This is a genomic window from Campylobacter sp. W0066.1 (assembly GCF_024723635.1).
GTDB lineage: Bacteria > Campylobacterota > Campylobacteria > Campylobacterales > Campylobacteraceae > Campylobacter_D > Campylobacter_D lari_C.
On the sequence record NZ_JANQCW010000017.1, the window covers coordinates 16,868 to 36,873 of the forward strand.

20 protein-coding genes are annotated in these 20,006 nt (G+C 30.1%); 2 read left to right on the forward strand and 18 right to left on the reverse strand.

Going from position 1 to position 20,006, the window contains the following annotated elements; all coding sequences use genetic code 11:
* The first annotated feature begins 12 nt into the window (after window positions 1-12).
* Together CAMP18497_RS06860 and kcuS are read left to right on the forward strand one after the other, a co-directional pair.
* Window positions 13-2,118 (forward strand): carbon starvation CstA family protein, encoded by a 2,106-nt coding sequence (locus CAMP18497_RS06860; RefSeq protein WP_337213395.1) that lies wholly within the window; start codon window positions 13-15, stop codon window positions 2,116-2,118.
* Window positions 2,115-2,306, forward strand: a complete 192-nt coding sequence (gene kcuS / locus CAMP18497_RS06865) for a KCU-star family selenoprotein (RefSeq protein ID WP_133319555.1) — start codon at window positions 2,115-2,117, stop codon at window positions 2,304-2,306. The genes CAMP18497_RS06860 and kcuS overlap by 4 nt, the downstream gene beginning before the upstream one ends.
* Before the next feature lie 60 nt (window positions 2,307-2,366).
* On the opposite strand, the gene serC is transcribed toward kcuS, so the two are convergent.
* From serC to CAMP18497_RS06955, 18 genes are all read right to left on the reverse strand, one after another.
* A complete protein-coding gene (serC, locus tag CAMP18497_RS06870) occupies window positions 2,367-3,443 on the reverse strand; it encodes a phosphoserine transaminase (protein WP_337213398.1) in 1,077 nt (358 codons plus the stop codon).
* Window positions 3,444-3,455: 12 nt separating this feature from the next.
* Window positions 3,456-4,619 carry an exodeoxyribonuclease VII large subunit gene (xseA, locus tag CAMP18497_RS06875; RefSeq protein ID WP_337213401.1) on the reverse strand — a complete coding sequence of 388 codons (1,164 nt, stop codon included), beginning with the start codon at window positions 4,617-4,619 and terminating at the stop codon, window positions 3,456-3,458.
* Entirely contained in the window at window positions 4,616-5,317 is a 702-nt protein-coding gene (gene ubiE / locus CAMP18497_RS06880) for a bifunctional demethylmenaquinone methyltransferase/2-methoxy-6-polyprenyl-1,4-benzoquinol methylase UbiE (protein ID WP_337213403.1), read from the reverse strand. Before ubiE ends, xseA begins: the two co-directional genes overlap by 4 nt.
* 7 nt (window positions 5,318-5,324) lie before the next feature.
* A complete protein-coding gene (locus tag CAMP18497_RS06885) occupies window positions 5,325-6,509 on the reverse strand; it encodes a hypothetical protein (protein WP_337213405.1) in 1,185 nt (394 codons plus the stop codon).
* Window position 6,510: 1 nt separating this feature from the next.
* A complete protein-coding gene (gene perR, locus CAMP18497_RS06890; protein ID WP_087699633.1) occupies window positions 6,511-6,924 on the reverse strand; it encodes a peroxide-responsive transcriptional repressor PerR in 414 nt (137 codons plus the stop codon).
* Between the two features lie 81 nt (window positions 6,925-7,005).
* Window positions 7,006-8,835 (reverse strand): 1-deoxy-D-xylulose-5-phosphate synthase, encoded by a 1,830-nt coding sequence (dxs, locus tag CAMP18497_RS06895; protein ID WP_337213407.1) that lies wholly within the window; start codon window positions 8,833-8,835, stop codon window positions 7,006-7,008.
* A complete protein-coding gene (gene fliH, locus CAMP18497_RS06900; RefSeq protein WP_337213409.1) occupies window positions 8,832-9,650 on the reverse strand; it encodes a flagellar assembly protein FliH in 819 nt (272 codons plus the stop codon). The genes dxs and fliH overlap by 4 nt, the downstream gene beginning before the upstream one ends.
* Before the next feature lie 4 nt (window positions 9,651-9,654).
* Window positions 9,655-10,683: a flagellar motor switch protein FliG gene (gene fliG, locus CAMP18497_RS06905; RefSeq protein WP_039619192.1), complete on the reverse strand. Its 1,029-nt coding sequence runs from the start codon at window positions 10,681-10,683 to the stop codon at window positions 9,655-9,657.
* The gene (gene fliF, locus CAMP18497_RS06910) at window positions 10,683-12,368 is read right to left on the reverse strand and encodes a flagellar basal-body MS-ring/collar protein FliF (protein WP_263675421.1); all 1,686 of its coding nucleotides are present in this window, start codon (window positions 12,366-12,368) and stop codon (window positions 10,683-10,685) included. Before fliF ends, fliG begins: the two co-directional genes overlap by 1 nt.
* 14 nt (window positions 12,369-12,382) lie before the next feature.
* Complete coding sequence (gene hisC / locus CAMP18497_RS06915; protein WP_337213412.1) at window positions 12,383-13,474, reverse strand: histidinol-phosphate transaminase; 1,092 nt, start codon at window positions 13,472-13,474, stop codon at window positions 12,383-12,385.
* Entirely contained in the window at window positions 13,464-14,537 is a 1,074-nt protein-coding gene (gene pheA, locus CAMP18497_RS06920; protein ID WP_070255253.1) for a prephenate dehydratase, read from the reverse strand. The genes hisC and pheA overlap by 11 nt, the downstream gene beginning before the upstream one ends.
* Window positions 14,534-15,295: an HAD-IIA family hydrolase gene (locus CAMP18497_RS06925; RefSeq protein ID WP_337213414.1), complete on the reverse strand. Its 762-nt coding sequence runs from the start codon at window positions 15,293-15,295 to the stop codon at window positions 14,534-14,536. The genes pheA and CAMP18497_RS06925 overlap by 4 nt, the downstream gene beginning before the upstream one ends.
* Window position 15,296: 1 nt before the next feature.
* Window positions 15,297-16,502 (reverse strand): diaminopimelate decarboxylase, encoded by a 1,206-nt coding sequence (lysA, locus tag CAMP18497_RS06930; RefSeq protein WP_337213416.1) that lies wholly within the window; start codon window positions 16,500-16,502, stop codon window positions 15,297-15,299.
* 17 nt (window positions 16,503-16,519) lie between these two features.
* The gene (locus tag CAMP18497_RS06935; RefSeq protein WP_337213418.1) at window positions 16,520-17,581 is read right to left on the reverse strand and encodes an LptF/LptG family permease; all 1,062 of its coding nucleotides are present in this window, start codon (window positions 17,579-17,581) and stop codon (window positions 16,520-16,522) included.
* A gap of 3 nt (window positions 17,582-17,584) precedes the next feature.
* The gene (gene pth / locus CAMP18497_RS06940; protein ID WP_337213420.1) at window positions 17,585-18,124 is read right to left on the reverse strand and encodes an aminoacyl-tRNA hydrolase; all 540 of its coding nucleotides are present in this window, start codon (window positions 18,122-18,124) and stop codon (window positions 17,585-17,587) included.
* Window position 18,125: 1 nt separating this feature from the next.
* Window positions 18,126-18,662 carry a 50S ribosomal protein L25/general stress protein Ctc gene (locus CAMP18497_RS06945; RefSeq protein ID WP_133319540.1) on the reverse strand — a complete coding sequence of 179 codons (537 nt, stop codon included), beginning with the start codon at window positions 18,660-18,662 and terminating at the stop codon, window positions 18,126-18,128.
* A 46-nt stretch (window positions 18,663-18,708) separates the two neighbouring features.
* Window positions 18,709-19,680: a transaldolase gene (locus tag CAMP18497_RS06950; protein WP_337197429.1), complete on the reverse strand. Its 972-nt coding sequence runs from the start codon at window positions 19,678-19,680 to the stop codon at window positions 18,709-18,711.
* Window positions 19,677-20,006 (reverse strand): HAD hydrolase family protein (locus CAMP18497_RS06955; RefSeq protein WP_337213422.1); only part of this gene is annotated, 330 nt, incomplete at its 5' end. The genes CAMP18497_RS06955 and CAMP18497_RS06950, both read right to left, overlap by 4 nt.

The window sequence follows — 20,006 nt, forward strand, 5'->3', positions numbered from 1 at the left end:
AAAAGGAGTAAGATGAGTACATCAAATAAAATACTATGGTTTATTATTGCCATTGTTGGTGCTGTTTGTTTTGGAATGCTAGCGCTTCAAAATGGTGAAAGTGTTTCAGCGATTTATCTTGTTATTGCTGCTTTATGTATTTATATCATAGGATATAGATTTTATGGTAGATATATTGCCTATAAGGTGCTAGAGCTAGATAAAAACAGAGCAACTCCTGCTATGGTTAAAAACGACGGATGTGATTTTGTCCCTACAAATAAAATCGTGCTTTTTGGGCATCATTTTGCCGCTATCGCAGGAGCTGGTCCTTTAGTAGGTCCTATACTTGCTGCACAAATGGGTTATTTACCCTCTATGCTTTGGATACTAATAGGCGGTGTTTTAGCAGGTGCAGTACATGATTTTGTAGTTTTATTTATATCTACGCGTCGTAATGGAAAATCTTTAGGAGAGATGATAAAAGATGAATTAGGACAATTTGTCGGCGCAGTGGCAATGATCGCTATATTTGGAATTATGCTTATAATTATTGCGATTTTAGCTATGGTTGTTGTAAAAGCTTTAGCAGAATCTCCATGGGGATTATTTACCATTGCAATGACCATTCCTATTGCTATTTTTATGGGAATTTATATGAGATTTTTAAGACCTGGTAGGGTTGGTGAAGCTTCTATTATAGGTTTTATATTGCTCATATTAGCCATACATTATGGAAGTGAAATAGCCGCTGATCCTTATTGGGCGAAAATATTTACCTTTGATGCGCCAACTTTAGCGCTTATTATGATGGCTTATGGTTTTATAGCTGCAATTTTACCTGTTTGGTTTTTACTTGCTCCAAGAGATTATTTATCAACTTTTTTAAAAATCGGTGTTATTGTGGTTATGGCTTTAGCTATTGTATTTGTAGCACCTGATCTTCAAATGTCAAAAATTAATTCTCAATATTTAGATGGAAGCGGGCCTGTATTTGCTGGAGCAATTTTTCCATTTTTATTTATTACCATTGCATGCGGAGCTATTAGTGGTTTTCACGCATTAATTTCAAGTGGTACAACCCCTAAAATGCTTGAAAATGAAACCCATGCATTAGTCGTTGGATATGGCTCTATGCTTATGGAAAGTGCTGTGGCTATCATGGCTTTAATTTGTGCTTGCATTTTACACCCTGGTCTTTACTTTGCCATCAATGCACCTGCTGCTACTATAGGTGTAGATGTTGCAAACGCAGCTGCCACTATTTCTAGCTGGGGTTTTAAAATAACTCCTGAGGAAATCACTACTTTAACTACAAATATAGGCGAACAAAGTATACTATCAAGAACTGGTGGAGCACCAACATTTGCCGTAGGAGTTGCTTTGATTTTACATGAATTATTTGGTGGAGTGAATTTAATGGGTTTTTGGTATCACTTTGCTATTTTATTTGAGGCCTTGTTTATTTTAACCGCTGTTGATGCTGGGACAAGAGCTTGTAGATTTATGGTGCAAGATATATTGGGTAATATTTATAAACCTTTAGGAAATATTAATAATACCTTAGCAGGAATTTTTGCAACAGCTTTAAGTGTTGGTGGATGGGGGTATTTTCTCTATCAAGGAGCGATAGATCCAAAAGGCGGAATTTACTCATTATGGCCACTTTTTGGAGTGAGTAATCAAATGCTTGCTGGCATGGCATTACTTTTAGCAAGTGCAATTTTATTTAAAATGGGAAAAGCTAAATATACTTGGGTAACATTACTTCCTGCTGCTTTTGTTTTAGTTGCAACCCTTTATGGAGGAATCCAAAAAGTACTTCCTTATAAAGAAAGTGATAAGATACATAATGCTATAAGTCATGTTGCTGCTGTACAAATAAATGCACAAAAAATACAAGAATTTAATTTAAAACTTTCTCAAACACAAGATGAAGCAATAATCGAGCAAATCAAAAAAGATATAAAATTAGCATCTCAAGCTAAAAATTCCAATTTAATAAATGCAATTTTATGTGTGTTTTTCATGATTACCACTTTGCTTGTTATACTTTCTTGTTTTGGAATTTTTATCAAAAAATTAAACATTTCTTTAAAAGAAAGCCCTTATATAGCATTAAAAAAGGAAAAAACATGATAAAAAAACTTAAATTATGGTATGAAAAATCCGAAAGGTTTTTTCATCCCTTAGTTGGAGTTGCAAGCTATGATAAATATCTTGAACATATGAGAGAAAAACATCCTAAAGCACCTTGTAAAAGTAGAAAAGAATTTTTTAAAGATTTTCTTGAAAAAAAATACAATAGTGGCTTAGGAAAATGCTGATAAATATTAAAGAGTAAAGTTTTTACTATACAAATGATTTTTGGTGAAAATCACCAAAAATCAAGCATGTTTTTTAGCAAAAGCTTTCATAAATTCACTTAACTTTTGAACCTTTTCAATGCTGATAGAATTATAAACACTAGCACGAATTCCACCTAAAATTTTATGCCCTTTAAGACCTATCATACCATTTTCTTCAGCTTCTTTTACAAAAACTGACTCTAAGTTTTTATCACAAGCTATATTAAAACTAACATTCATTAGCGATCTATCTTCTTTTTTAGTATGACCTTTATAAAAACCATTACTCTCATCAATCACATCGTATAAAATTTTAGCCTTTTGTATGTTTTGCTCATTGATTTTATCTAAGCCACCTTGATTTAAAAGCCATTTCATTTCAAGATTAAACATATATATAGCAAAGGTTGCAGGTGTATTAAATAAAGAATTATTTTCAGCATAAACACTGTATTTTAACATGCTAGGTATATTTTTATTTTTACTACGCTCTATCATATCTTTGCGGATAAATGCACAAGCAAGTCCTGAAATTCCTGCATTTTTTTGCACCCCACCAAAAAGCACAGCAATATTAGAAAAATCTATCTTTTTAGAGAAAAAATCACTAGAAGCATCAATTATCAAAGGACTTTTAGTCTTTGGATAGCTTTTATATTGAGTTCCATAAATGGTATTATTAGAGCATATATAAGCATAATCTGCATTATCACTAAATTCAAATTGTGGGATATGATCAAATTCACTTTCTTGGCTACTTGCTACTATTTTTGTATTTACTCCTAAAATTTCAGCCTCTTTAATAGCCTTTTTAGTCCAAACTCCCGTATTAGCAAATTCACAAACTCCACCCATATATAAATTCATAGGTATCATAGCAAATTGCAAACTAGCCCCACCTTGCATTAAAAGCACTTCATAATCATCATTTACACCATAAAGCTCTTTTGCCATTTTAATAGCTTCAAAATGCACTTCTTCAAAAACCTTTCCACGATGAGAAACTTCCATAATAGAAAAGCCTTTACCATGATAATCAAACAAATGCTCCTGTGCTTCTTTTAAAACCTCATCAGGCAGATTTGAAGGACCTGCACTAAAATTCATTACTCTCATTTTGTCTCCTTTTTATAGTATTTGGGCTTCTTTACTCTCATTTATTGAGCAAAGTTTTATAATATCTCCTTTTTTTAGTTTTTCAAGAGAGATATTTTTGCCATCTTTTTGTAAATTTATCAAATTTTTACTTTTATCAAAGAAATTTTTATGCTGAGTTAAAAGCTCTTCAAAATTATTAAGTTTATTTTCATAGTTTAATAATTTTAAATTTAAAACGCTCTTTAGTTGACTTTGTAAAAAATCAAGCTTTTGTTTTCTAAGAAAAAAAGCATTTTCTAAAGATTTCGCTTTGGCTAAATTTTGCAAATGATCGATTTTATTTTGATAAAACTTAAGATGATTTAACATTTGGTTTTTAAAACGCATAACAAGCTCATCAAGTCCTTGTTCTAAGCTGAGTTTATTTGGAAAAATCATATCAATAGCCGCACTTGGAGTTGGTGCTCTTAAATCTGCTACAAAATCACTAATAACATAATCAATCTCATGTCCAATAGCAGAAACAATAGGCGTTTTTAAAGAAAAAATACATCTTGCAAGTTCTTCATCATTAAAACAAAACAAATCCTCTCTACTCCCGCCACCTCTTGCTAAAATAATCGCATTTAAATTATACTCATCAGCTCTTTTTAAAGCATTTATCAAAGAATTTGGAGCGCTTTGCCCTTGGGTAAGGGCATTAAAAATAGTTATTTTACAAAGATTGTATTCCTTTTGTGAAATTAACTTTAACATATCTTGTAAGGCAGCTGAAGTAAAAGAAGTGATTATGCCTATTTTTTTAGGAAATTTAACAATGCTTTTTTTGGCATTTATATCAAACAAACCTTCTTTTTCAAGCTTTTCTTTTAAGGCTAAAAATTTAGCTTCTAAATCCCCAAGGCTTGTTTTTTGCATACTTTTAGCGATAAATTGATACCTACCACTTGCTTCATACAAACTCACATAACCTCTAAGATCAAGCATATCGCCAACCTTAGGTTTAGCCTGGACAAATTGATTAAAACCTTTAAACATCACACAAGCTATGCTTGATTTTTCATCTTTTAAATCAAAATACCAATGTCCTGAACTATGAATAGTAATTTTAGAAATTTCCCCACTAAGCTCTATATCATCAAGATGAAATTCTAGTAAACTTTTAGCCTTTAAATTAAGTTCTGAAACTTTCATTTTTTTCTTGCAATAAACATAGAGCAAACACCAAAGCTAAAACTTTTATACTCTAGCATTTCAAAATGCTCACTCAATTCTTTGATAAATTCTTCTTTGCTTAAAAAATCTTCTATAGAATTTGGTAAATACTCATAAGCACTATAATTTTTACTGATAAATCCACCTACTTTTGGCAAAATATTTTTTAAGTAAAAATCTCTACAAGCAGCTATAAAACCACCCTGCTCTCTTTTGGTAAATTCAAGTACAAGTAAAATCCCATCCTTTTTTAACACTCTTGAAAATTCTTTTATAGCTTCTTTTCTATCTACCACATTGCGTATGCCATAACTTATACTTATGATGTCTGCACTTTCATTTTCAAGTGGAAGCTCTTGTGCTTTTGCTTGGACAAAAGTTGCTTCAGGAATTTTTTTCTTAGCCACTTCAAGCATACCCGCACTTGGATCAACCCCTTTTATACTCGTAATGTTTTTATTTGCTTTTAAGGCTTGATTTTGCCATTCTATAATCATATCGCCCGTACCACAAGCTACATCGATAATATCAAGTTCATTATTAGAAAATTTAAAAACATCCAAACAAGCTTTTTTCCTCCAACTCACATCACTTCCAAAACTTAAAATTCTATTAGCCTTATCATAAGTTGGTGCTATATCATCAAACATTTTAACTATTTTTTCTTGTTTTTGCATGTTTTTCCTAACTATATATTTTTAATTTTTTAATACTTTTTTCAATTTGTTTTATTATATTTTCATCATATGAAATTTGCTCTAAATGATTATATTCAAAATAATTTTTTAGTTTTTCAATACTTTTTTCTTCAAACATAGTTGCAAAATAGCATAATAAAAAATTTATTTTTTCTATTTCTTCTTCAAGATTTCTTTGGGATTTTACAATTTTTTTCTTTAAAAAAACTAATTCTTTTCTTAGTTTAAAAGCTACCAAGGACTTTAAAATTTGATTTTTTTCTCCTTGATAAAAATCACAATCATTCTTTAAAATAAAATCCATATTAAGAAAAATATCATTGATTTTTTCATCACTTAAAATAAAAATATATTTTTCTAATTCAAATTTATAATTTTTATCACTACATACTTGTTTTTCTAAATTTAAAATATAATTTTGAAGTTTATTTTGAATACTTTTTTCAAAAAGAGTGCTAAAAAACTCAAAGAAAATACAAATTTGCCTAAGGCTTATAAAAAATTGCTCTAAGCTTTCAAAGGTTAATTTTTGTAAAAAATTTAATCTATCATTTTTTAATCTTTTTAAAAGCACAAAAAGTAAGATTTTACCCGCTTCAAAACTTTGAATTTGACTTGGGAAATATAAACTAATATCTTCTTGCTTGTCTAAAATTTTAATACATTTTGTGCTATCAAAAATTTTAGAAAAATCTCCATATAATGCTAAATTTTTACTATAAAAATTTTCATTATCTGTGATTTCTTTATAATTTTGCAAAAAATGAGGTAAATTAAAGCATTTTGCTTGCTCAAAAGTAGGAAAAATAACTTTCAAAATAATTAAATCTTGCAAATTATTTTTAAATTTGTAAAGAAAAAACCAAATGCCATTAATCTCAAAACTAATTCTAGTTTTTTTAATGATATTCCCTATGGCATTTTTACTTTGACGCTTAAATTCTTTTTTAGAGAGTTTATGAGTTTTTTTATCTATAATATCGTGCAGTTTATAAAGTGAAAATTGATAATAATCTTGATTAATTTTTTTATATTTAACATCACAAAAAGGACTTATACGCGTAAAAAAAACGCGTATCTTATCCTTAGAATAAGCAATTTTTTCTTCTTTTAAAATTTTTATAAAATCATCATTTTCGAGTAAAAAGCGTCTTTGAACTTCACAAACCATTTTATTTTTTACAAGCTTTACAGCCATTTACATAGGCAAATACACCAAGATAATCAATAATATTGCCAATTTTTTTCTCAAGATCTTCTTGATATTTATTAATCCCACTATCTTCATAACATACATCTTCTATATGATTACATTTGCTGCAAATTACATGAATATGAGGATATTCATAAATATCATAACAAGTTTTTTGATTTGGCGTATTGATTTCTACAACCAAACCTTGTTCTTTTAAAGTATTTAAATTTTTATACACTGTAGCTAAAGAAATAGAAGGATATTCTTCCTTAATGCTTTCGTATAAAGATTCTATATTAGGATGTTCATGGCGTTTTAAAATTTTTAAAATACAAAGTCTTTGTGGAGTAGCTTTTAAATCACAGTTTTTAAGCATTTGAATAAGTTCCATAATAAATTCTCCAATATTTTTTCTATAGTATAACGCTTTTTTTATAAAAAAATAATTATATTAAAGGATATTTTTTATCTTTTAATAAATTTTAATCTTTTTGCATAAAGAATCAACATCAAGTTTTAAAAACTGCTCAACCTCATTTGCCTTACCATGCGTGATAAAGCAATCTTCAAATTCAAAGCTTACTAGCTTTATGTGATAAAGATTTTCTTTTTGTAAAAAATTTATAATTAAACTTCCCACCCCACCTATCTTAGCACTATCTGAAAAAACAAACCAAGTTTTTGTATCTTTTGCCAACTCTTTTAAAAGCTCTTCATCTAAAGGCTTTGCAAAAATCAAATCTATTAAGCTCGCATAATCTAAACCAAGTTTATCCAAAGCTAGTTTTGCTTTGGCTACACCTTGACCAAAACCTAAAAATACTTTATCGCTTTGTGTTTTAGATAAAATTTGAGCTTTGGCAAGTTTTATCTCACATGGATTAAAATCATTATTTAATAAAAAATTACCCCTAGGGTAACGAAAAGCAAAAACACCTTGATGAAAATAAGCATATTCCATGATTTTTTCCATCATAGCCTCATCTCTTGGAGCCGCTAGAGTAATGTTTGGAATAGCACTTAAAAAACTAACATCAAAAACACCTTGATGCGTTTCTCCATCTTCTCCTACAATTCCTGCTCTATCCATAGCTATAACTACATTTAAATTCATAATAGCACAATCATGAATTACTTGATCATAAGCTCTTTGCATAAAAGTGCTATAAATTGCTATGAAAGGTTTAAAACCTTCTTTTGCCATAGCCGCCATAGAAGTAACTGCATGTTGTTCTGCAATTGCAACATCCCAAAAGCGTTCAGGATATTTTTCCATTAGCTTATCTATTCCAGTACCACTTGGCATAGCAGCAGTTACGCCTACTATGTTTTCATATTTTTGAGCTAAATTTAAAAGTGTATTTGAAAAAATTTCTGTAGCACTTTTTTTACTTACATTTGCCTTTAAACTCTCCCCGCTACTTCTATCAAAAGCACCTACCCCATGCCATTTAGCATTTTTACCTTCAGCTAATGCATAACCTTTACCTTTGATAGTTTGCGCATGTACAACGCAAGGTTTATTCATAGCTTTTGCTTGATTGAGCGCATTAATAACCTCATTTAAATTATGCCCATCAATAGGTCCAATATATTCAAGTCCTAATTCTTCAAACAAAAGTCCAGGTGTAATAAGTCTTAAACCCTCTTCAAAACGCTTTGCCATATAAGAAGCACCTTGAGGAAAGTATTCTAAAAGATTTTCTATGCGTTTTTTAAATTTTTGATAAAACTGCGTTGCCATTGCTTGAGAAAGGTATTTTGAAATAGCCCCAATTGGCCTTGAAATACTCATTTCATTATCATTTAAAATAATTACACAAGGATATTCTCTATCGCCAAGTTCATTTAAAGCTTCATAAGCCATACCCGCACTTAGCGCTCCATCGCCTATTAATACAACAGGCAAACGATCTTCATTTTTTAATCTTATAGCCTTGCAAGCTCCAACTGCTAAAGATATAGAAGTGCTTGAATGTCCTGCTACAAAATAATCTCCCTCATCAGGCTTTGTATAACCACTTAAACCATTAAACTGTCTTAGAGTATGAAAATTATTTATTTTACCACTTAAGAGCTTATGTGGATAAGATTGGTGTGAAACATCAAAAATAAAAGGATCTTTTTGCGCATTAAAAACATAATGCATTCCTATGCTAAGCTCAACTACACCTAAATTTGAACTTAAATGTCCACCATTTTTACTCACTGTATCTATAATAACTTCACGCAAATTAATAGCTAAATTTTCTAGTTCTTTAATTTGCATATTTTTAATATTTAAGTTATTTAAATCTATCATTCATTAACCATATTTTTGATTTTTTGCAAACGATTGTTAAGATTTGATTCTATATTACCCGCATCACTTAATATTAAAATACTTCCTTTATTAATCGCATCATCAAGACTAAATTTGATATTACTTTGCTCTTGTTCTAAATGTGATTTTACATATTCAAAATCATCAGGGCTAAGTTTTAATTCTATCTTAGTAGCATTTTTAAGCTCATTCATAAGTTCTTTTGCCAAATTTAAGGCTATAAGTGAGGAATTTTCCTCAAGTTCTTTTGCAATTACCTCTTTTGCGATAATTACAGCTGTATCGGCTAATTCTTTTTCATTTTTAGATAAAAACTCATTTAAATTTTGCACTGTATTTTCAAGTTTTTCTACACTTTTTAAGTATTTTTCTTTTAAAGCTTCTAATTCACTTTCAAAATTTTTTTGAGCTTGTTCATAACCTTCTTTAGTAAATTTTTCTTTTGCGTGTTCTAATTCTGTATTTAAGCGATTGTTAAATTCAGCCTCTTGGCTTTCTATTTGCATTTGTAATTTAATAATATTTCCTGACATTTCATCAGTTTTTTTAAGCAAATCTTCTACAAAATCAGGTTGGATTTGTGGTTGTGGGACTTGTGGGGTAGTTTCTACTGTTTGATTTTCTACTGCTTGCTGAGTAGTATTTTGAGCCAGAGGAGTTTGATTTATAGTTTGAGTTTCTTCTTGTTTTTGTTCTTCATTAGAGGGCATTTCACTCATAACTTTAAAATGATAACCCTCAACTACATGAGCAGAAATGTTTTCGGGTGAAATTACATTAGTTAATTTTGCCATAATCTTACTCTATCATCTCATCAGCCTCACCCACTTGGATAAGACCTTGTTCTGCAAGTTTTTGCACCACTTCTACAACTTTTCTTTGTGCTTCTTCTACATCTTTAACACGCACAGCACCCAAAAAGCCCATTTCTTCTACAAAAGCTTCAGCAGCACGCGTAGACATATTGGACATGAATTTTTGTTTTAAATCCTCGCTTGCACCTTTTAAACCTATCATCAAATCACGCTTATCAGCAGCTTTTAAAACTTCTCTAATCGCATTAGTGCTAAGCTGAGAAATATCATCAAAGGTAAACATTAAATCTTTAATGGTTGTAGCAAGTTTTTCATCGCTTTGTTCAATATAAGAAAGTGTTGTTTTAGAAGCTTTTTGACCCAAGCGATTAAGCACTTCAGCAACTGCTCTTGGACCACCCACTTCAACCTTATAAGAAGTAAGGCTTTCGAGCTTACTTTCAAGCACTGCAGATACTCTTTTGATGATTGAAGGTGAAATATCCCCAAGATTTGCCATTCTTATTACAACTTCAGCTCTTAATTCATCACTAAAATACTCCAAAGTTTCAGCAGCTTGAGTAGTATCCATATGAGCTAAAATCAAAGCTATGGTTTGAGGGTGCTCTTTAATAATAAAGTCAGCAAGCTGTTGTGGTTTAATTTGAGAAAGATAAGCAAAATTTTGGTTATTTTCCATACTTTTGGTAAGTTTTTCCAAAATTTTATTGGCAATTTCAGGACCAAAAGTTCTAAATAAAATTTCTTTTGCATATTCCAAACCACCACTTTTTAGATACTGGTTTGATTGTAATAAAGTATAAAATTCCTCAAGCACTGCAGTAGCAACTGGTTTGTCAACATTTTTTGCTAAAGCAATATAGCGAGAAATTTCAGTGATAACATTAATATCCATATGAGAAAATAAAACTGTTGTTACATCTTCTCCAAGTTGAATTAAAAAAATTGCGACCTTTTCTGGCATAGAAAGGTCATCATAGACCATTTTTTGTTCTTCACTAAGCTTTATCATCAGATATCCTTCTCACCAAATTCAGCTTCATTTTCAACAAGTTTTTGTAGCAACAATGCTACTTCTTCACCTTTTTCATTAGCCACTGCTCTTAATTTTTCGAGCAAGACATCATATTGAAGCGCATCTTCGTCAAAATTATCCCCAAAGCCAAGTTGTTCTTCAACTTTCTTGCGCGCTGCATTGAATTTTTCAATAGCGTCTTCAGCTTCATCAATAACTTGTCCATCTTTACCTTCCATTTCTTCTTCAAGCTTGATATCTGCAAGCATTTTTTGAGAAAACGGCACAATAACTTTTTTGTAAAAGATAAAAAGCAAAATCGCAGCAAAGACATACTTAACAGGTGGGATAAATGGCTCAACAAATCTTGAATAAAAAGTTTGAACCTTATTTTCAACTTTAGCTGTTCTATGAAATTCCAAATTATTTACTTCAACCGCATCACCCCTAGCAAGATTAAAACCTATAGCACCTTTAGTGAGATTTTCAATCGCTTTAATTTCTTTATCACTCAAAGGAATATATTCATTAGTAACATTTCCTTGATCATCAGTAATTACTTTATACTTTCCATCTACCACAACAGCTGCAGAAATTCTCTTAACGGTTGCAAATTGCTTAGTGGTATTGGTGATTTTTTTAGAAATTTCATTGTTAGTTGTGGTTTGATTTTTAGTATAAACCTCACGCGCACCTTTATCATCTAAACCTTCTACAGGACCGATGTTTGAAACAGCACCTGGTACACCTTGAATTTCTTTATCTTTATAGCCTTCTCTATGCTCTTCCAAGGTTTGCTCACTGCGTACAACTGTATTTGGATCATAAACTTCACTTTGTGATTCTTCTTTAGAAAAATCATAATCAATACTAACCTTTGCTACTACCCTATCATAACCGCCTGCAAATGGAGCAATAGAAGCAACAATTTTTTGCTCTAATTCATATTCTTGATCTCTTTTATATTTAATTTGAGCAGCAATTAAATCACTTTCAAAAGCACCCTCATCATCTAAAGGAATACCTTTTTGATCCATGATTTTTACATTTTCAGGAGTAAGTTTTGTCACTGAGGAAGCAATTAAGTTTTTAATCCCCATAATTTGCTTTTTATTAAGCTTTAAACCTTCTTTTATTGTCAAAGCTACTGAAGCAGTTGGTGGGACTTGTTGTTGAGTAAAAAGTGTATCTTTAGCAAAAGCAATATGCACCGTAGCACTATGAATAGGCTCTAAACTTTCAATCGTTCTAGCAAGCTCACCTTCTAATGCTCTTTGGTATTTTACCTTTTGTTCAGCTTCTGTGGCTCCAAATTCTTGTTTATCAAAAAGCTCAAAACCTACCTTATTATCTTTTGGCAATAATCCTGCAGAAGCAATAGCTAAACGCTGCTTATATACTTGTTCATTAGGAACTAAAATTGTTCCTTCATTGCGCAAAATATAAGGAACCCCACTTTTTTCAAGTTGAGTTACTATCATCGCCGAATCGCTAGTATTAGCATTTTCAAATAATACTGAATATCCAGCCTCACTAGCCACTGTAGAACCGCTTCTAAAAAGGGTTAAAAATACTAAAAATCCAACTACAACAACAATAGAAGCAGCAATGATAATACGCTGTCTTAAACTTAAATTTTGATAAAGCTGACCTACTTGGTGCAGTATAGTTTTATAATCCATTTATTTCCTACAAACTAAAAATTTTTAGAAAACTCTTCAAAAAACCTTGAATTTTCATACTCTGTACCTATACTTATACGCACAGCATTTAAACCATAACTTTGTAAATTTCTTATTATTATACCGTTTTTAAGCAGTTTTTCAGATAAATCTGTGCTATTTTTTTCATCAAAAAAATAGGTAATAAAATTTGTATAGCTTGGAATGTATCGAATTTTATAATTTTTAGCAAAATCTTCATAAAGTTTCATTTGTGAAAAATTATTTTCTAAGGTTTTTTGCACAAACTCATCATCATCTAATGCAGCAACAGCAGCTTTTAAACTCAAATTAGTCACATTAAAAGGTGCTCTTAATTTATAAAATGCATTAATAATTTCCTTACAAGCTATACCATAACCCACTCTCATGCCACCCAAACCGTAAAGCTTAGAAAAGGTTCCTAGATATACTGCATTTTGAAATTTATGGATTAATTCTTTAGGGTTGATATGCTTTTTGCTATCTTTAAATGAAGCAAATTCATTATAAGCTCCATCAATGGCTACCAAACAATCCTCATCAATTTTTTCTAAAAACTCAAAAACCGCACTCGCATCCAAGCACTCGCCCAAAGGATTATTAGGTAAGCATAAAAAGATTACTTTAATTTCATTTTTATGCTTTTGATATAACTCATATAACTCATTTAAATCATGGGTTAAACTTGGAGTTTTATAAACCTTAACTCCTAGTTGTTTTGCATAAATTTCATACATAGCAAAGCTAACCCCGCATTGCAAATAAGCCTTAGAATGATCAAGTTTTGCATGCACTATATATTCTATAATTTGATCACTCCCACTACCTATGATGAGATTTTCTTTTAAAATATCATATTTTTGTGCTAAAGCTTGTTTTAATTCACTCATAGTATCATCAGGATATAAATGAGCTAAATGTGCATTATTTACAATAGCCTCTTTAGCCTTTTTGCTTGTACCGTAAGGATTTTCATTACTTGCTAGTTTAATAACTTCTTTTAAACCATATTCTTTAGCAATTAAATCCATATCCTTACCACTTTCATAAGTTTTATTAGCTTCTAAAAAAGGATTAAATTTCATTGCTTTCTCCTGATAAATATGATCCAAGCCATTTTATATGCTCGGCTTTTTTTAATACTCTTTGGACATTTTCATCATCAATATGTCCTTCAAAATCTATATAAAAACTATGCACAAATTCTCTTGTTTTTATAGGGCGTGATTCAAGTTTTGTTAAATTTATCCCTTCTTTTTTAAACTCATATAACAAATCACTAAGCCCACCTGGTTTGTGTGCAGCAAGTGCTAAAATAGAAGTTTTACAATGAGGCATTTGAGGTATTTTTATATCACTTAAAATCAAAAACCTAGTACGATTTGCCAAATTATCCTCAATCGTTTCAAATAATATAGGTACATTATAAAGTTTTGCTGCAATCTTAGAGCAAATCGCAGCTGAAGTAACATCTTGCGAAGCTAAGTAAGCTGCATGAGCTGTGGATTTACTTGCTACAAATTCTACTTCACTTAAATCATGACTTTCTAAAAAATTTCTACATTGATTATAACCTTGTGGATGAGAATATATACGTTTAATATCTTTTAAATTTTCACTCATACTTACAAAAGAATGATGAATATCCATATAAATTTCAGCAAAAATCTTTACATCTTCATATTTTCCAAGACAATCAAGCGTCACACCCACTGCACCTGCTGTATTATTTTCTATAGGCACTACTCCATATTTTGCTTCTTTGTGAGCTAATTCTTTGAAAACATCTTCTATATTTGCAAGTGGAGTATAACGACTCATAGCACCAAAACGTGTTCTTGCTACTTGATGTGTATAGCTTCCCTCAGGTCCTAAATAAGCTATGCTTTGAGGCATTTCTAAATTTCTTGATACAGCAAAAATTTCTTGATAAATTGCTTCGATTGCATTTTGATCTAATAAACCATGATTATAATTTTTAAGTCTATTTATAATAGCTCTTTCACGCTCAGGTCTATAAATACTCCCACCTAAATTTTGCTTAATAACTCCTATATCTTTAACATGAAGCATTCTTTCATTAAGTAAAGCCAAAATTTTATCATCGATAGTATCGATTTTATTGCGTAATTTTTCTATCTCTTTCATTTAAACCTCGATATGTAGTAATCCTTAATACTATCATATACAAAATTAAGTTTAGTTGTATCAAGACCTTGAATGTTAGAAATTTTACCGCTTAAAACTAAGGCTGTTTGCATGCCAAGTTCATAGGCACCAAGCAAATCACCTTTAAAATCATCACTAATGATTAAAGTATTTTCAAAGCTTGCATTATAATCTTGCTGTTTTAATAAATTTAAAGCACTTTCATAAAAAGCCTTACTAGGTTTTCCTATCACTTTATAATCAAACTCGCATGCATTTTTAAGCATAGACATGATACTTCCAACACCTGGATAAAGCCTTGAGTTTTTCTTATAAATACTACTTTCATGCATTGCTATAGCTTGCACGCCATTTTTAAGATACTCTATCATACTAGCAAAATCTTGAAATTTAAAATCATCATAACTTGCTAGTAAAAATGCTTTTGGGTTTTTATAATCAAGCTCATAACCTAACTCTTGAAGTGAATCTAAAAATTCTTTTGCTCCAAAAGCTGCTATTTTACAAGGTTTTAAATGATCTTTTAAAACACAAAAAGGATCGATATAAACTTTTTCATTAATTTCAAAACCCAAATTTTGCAAATAATTTAAAAAATCTAATCTTTTGGTATTATTAGTAATAATCACATATGGAATTTTTTCTTTATTTAAAGATTTAATGAGTTCTAAAGCACCATTTATAGGACTTTTATCATAATCTGAAATCAAAGTTCCTTGCACATCTAAAAACAACATTTCAATCCTTTAAAAAATCAAGCTCTAAAGCAATTTGATCCTCATAACTTTCTCTTTTTCTAATCATTCTTACCGTGCCGTTTTCACAAGCTAACTCACATACTCTATTACGAGTATTGTAATTACTACTCATACTAAAACCATACGCACCTGCGCTTTTAACTATGATCAAATCTCCTGCTTTTGTTTTAGCTAGTTTTCTATCTTTAGCTAAAAAATCTCCACTCTCACAAACCCCGCCAACAATATCACAAAGGCTTTCTTCTTTATTTTCGCTCAAAAGCTTGATTTCATGATAAGCACTATATAAACTTGGACGCAATAAATCATTCATTGCCCCATCAACAATCACAAAACGCTTTTTATCATTAAATTTTTCATACAAAACTTTAGTAACAAACTCACCTGCATTTGCTACCAAAAACCTACCAGGTTCCATACCTATACACACATCAAGACCTTGCAAACTTGCTAAAATTCCTTGAGCATAATCATATAAATTTGGTTCTTGCTCATCTTTATAACAAACTCCTAAACCCCCACCTATATCAAAGAATTTAATATTAATTTTCAAAGCCAAAAGCTCTTTTACTAATTTTGCAACAATCGCTGAAGCCTCATGGATACTGCTTATATCAAGAATTTGCGAACCTATGTGAAAATGTACTCCAACTGGCTCTAAAAATTGTGAGTTTTTAGCATAAAGATACATTTTTTTAGCACTTTCTATATCTACGCCAAATTTATTTTCATGTAAACCTGTAGAAATATAAGGATGTGTTTTAGCATCTACATTTGGATTTACCCTTATGCTTACACGAGCTATCTTTTGACTTTCTTTAGCAATTTGTTCTAAAAGAAGCATTTCTTCATAGCTTTCTAAATTTACATAAAGTATATTTTGCTCTAAAGCATATTTTAACTCATCAGCATTTTTACCTACCCCGCTAAAAATAATTTTATAATTTTTAGCTCCTGCTTTTAAAGCTCTATAAATCTCACCCGCACTAACACAATCAAACCCACTATCTAAAGAAGCTAAAAGCTTTAAAACGCTTAAATTAGAATTTGCTTTAACTGCATAAAAAATTTGTGACTTTCTTGCTTTAAAAGCATCTTTTAACATTGTAAAACGCTCTTTAATTTTATCAAAATCATAAATATAGAATGGTGTGTTATATTCTTTTGCTAGTTTTAAATAATCCATAAAAACCTCACTTGTAGTTATTTGTGTTTAAAATAATAAAAACTTCCTATACTTATTAAAATAAATACTGGTAGCATTATACCAAGCTCTGGAAGTAAAATTTCATTTTCACTCAATCTTGTTAATAAAAACAACAAACCCCAAACCAAAAGTATGCACACAAAAAACACAAAAGCTAAAAGTGCGAGATTAAAAAATCTTGCTGTTAAAGGAAAATAATAATACACAATAAGCATTAAAAATGGTGCAAAAAATGGCGTAAGAACCAAAGAATACAAACTTGTCCTAAGTGTATTAGTAGAAATGTTTTGTTTTGCAAAAATTACCATACTTTCTAGTGCGTCTAAAATAGAATAAGAAGGATTGCTCTCTACTAAAGAAATTCTTTCTAAAATTTTTGGAGAAAAGTCTTCTAAACCTTTAATATTTTTAAATTCTTCTATACTCAAACCCTCTTTTGAAACAATCAAATTTTGTGGTACATTAGTAGCTTTAGCATCATTTAAATCCCAAGAATTTCCATTAAATTTAGCAGTTTTTGCATGGATTATGCTTTGAATGTCTAAATTTTTTACATCAAAGATTTTTACATTATATAGGGTTTGAGAATTTGTTTTTTGTATATAAATAAATTTATCATTATATTTAATCAAAACTTCCCCACCCTCTCTATCTACAACGCCACGCTTAAGAATATTACTTTTATATTCATCTGCATAAGCAAAAGAGCTAAAATTAAGTCCTACATAAACACAACAAAAAAACATAGCCCATAAAAAAGGATAAAAAATCACTTGATTTTTGCTTAAACCCAAAGCATACAAGCTAACAAATTCATTCGAGCGTATCATATTAAAAATACATAAAACCAAAGCAAGGACTATAGCTAAAGGCAGTATATAAGAAGCTGCCGAGCATGTTAAGAAAAATATATATAAAAGCTCTAAATTTGCACTTTTTGGCAGTCTATTGAAATTGAGCAAAAAATCAATCGCTACAAAGAAAAAAGTCAAAGAGAAAAATAAAATAAAAAATGATTTTAAATACAAAGATGAAATATAGCGAAAAAATATACTCATCGTTTAACTTTTTAAAGAATATTTTGAAGCGATTTTTTCTATATCAGAATTTAAAAGCTCAAGTAAGGCTTTTTTACTATGTTCTAAAACCTTAGTTAAACTTTCTTGTTCTTCTTGTTTAAATTTCCCTAAAACATGAGAAATTACATCTTGTCCTTTTCCTACTCCTATGCGTACTCTCTCATAAGCATTACCACAAAGATGATCTATACTTTTAAGTCCATTATGCCCACCACTTGATCCACCTTTTTTAAATTTCAAAGCACCTAAATTTAAATCTATATCATCATGGATCACAATAATTCTATCACATTTATAGTATCCACTAACAGCTTTTACGCTTTCTCCGGATAAATTCATATAAGTGGAAGGTTTTAAAAAAAGAGTAGAAGAGCTTTTAAAAAGCTCTCCTTTAAATTTAGCATTTGAAAGCTTTGTTGTTTGCAAGTCTTTCAAAATTAAGTCAATTAGCATAAACCCTACATTATGACGGGTTTGGGCGTATTGTTCTCCTATATTACCAAGTCCTACGACTAAGGTCATTTTATCTTGCTTTTTCTACGCCAACTACAGCTACTCTATCAGCATCAACCATAGTTACACCCTCAGGTACAACCACATCGCGGATTAAAAGTGCATCACCAACATCAAGTTTAGTTACATCTAACTCGAAATAATTTGGTAAGTTTTCAGCTGCACATTTTACTTTCAATCTTCTTTTTGATTGGATTAAAACACCTTTATTTTTAAGACCCATAGCTGTTCCTACGATTTTTACAGGAACCATATATTTAGAAATAACACCTTTTTGTGCTACTTTTAAATCTACGTGTTTTAATTCTGCAGTTACAGGATCTTTTTGATAATCAACTACCACAACATTTAATACTTTATCTGCTACTTTTACATCAAAAGCTAAAGTAGTTTTTTTGCGTACTTCTTTAATAAATTCATTTACTTTAAAAGCAGCATTGATGTTTTCTAATCCTTTTCCGTAGATGTTTGCGATTAGATAACCATCTCTTTTTAAAGCTTTAGCAGCTTTTCTACCGATACTCTCTCTAACGATACCTTCTAACATCTGTTTCCTTTCTAAAAAAATAAACGCTAATTATAGCTAAATAAGTTTATAAAGATTTTAAAATATCTTCATAAGCTATGCAAAATTGCTCTAAACCATCATCAAGCAAATCTTTACAAGCTTTACTTAAAGCATCTTTTGAAATATTTGCATTCAATTTTTTCTCTATACACTCATCTTTTAAAGGCTCTTTAAATATAATTTGCTTACCTTTAAAAGCCTTAATAGCATCTAGTGGTGCAGTATTAATAGCTTTATCATAAAGCAATTCTTTAATATAATAATCTTTTTCTAAATCATCACCCTTAACACCCGTGCTTGCAAACAAAGCTCTAATATTTGCTTCATTTTGTTTAATGATATAATTATAAGCCTTAGTTGCAGTAAGAATTCCTATATAATTTTTATCTAAAACTTGATTATTTAATAATCTATCAAAACGGCTTACGAAAATACTAATAACTGCTTGAGGCTCTTTTTTAGCTGCGATATTATTTTTTCTAAATTCTTTTAAACCTAAATTTAAAGCTTCAAAGCATTTTTTAGTTTGTTCAAAATCAAAAATTAAAGTAGCATTTACACTAATACCATTTTTCATTAGTTCTTGCATTACTTCATAAGAAGCTTCTGTGGCAGGAATTTTCATCATCACATTTTCTTTTGCAATCTGCGTGTATAATCTTTTTGCTTCAGCCAAAGATAAACTAGTATTATCTTTTAATCTTGGGTCAATTTCAATACTGATAAAACCATCATTATTTTCATAATAATTAATAGCTAATTTATCTGCAGCCTTAGCTATATCTTCTACCGCAAGATACTCATATAAAGCTTTTTTATCTTTAAGATTTGATTTTTTGATTTTTTCTTTATAAATAGCTGAATTTAAAATCGCATTTTTAAAAATAGCAGGATTTGAAGTAGCACCGTTGATTGTTCTTGAGTATATTAAATCTAAAAATTCATGATCTAAAAATTCATTTTCTATAAAATCACACCATAGTGAAAATTTCTTCATTGTATTACCTTTATTATTTCTTTTAAATCTTTTTTATCTATACAAATATCTGCATGGGATCTTAAAATTTCTTTGGCACAAAAAGCTATTTTTAATCCACACTCTTTAAACATAGAAATATCATTAGCTCCATCACCCACACACATAATTTCTTCTGTTTTTAAATTTAAAAATTTCTTAAGTCTTTGTAGTATAATACCTTTTGAGTTGTTAAACATAATTTCTCCGCCAACTTTTCCCGTTAAAACACCATTTTTACTATGCAAAAAGTTAGCAAAACCAAAATCAAAATGAAGTTTATCTTGTATTAAGTCAATTCCTTCATG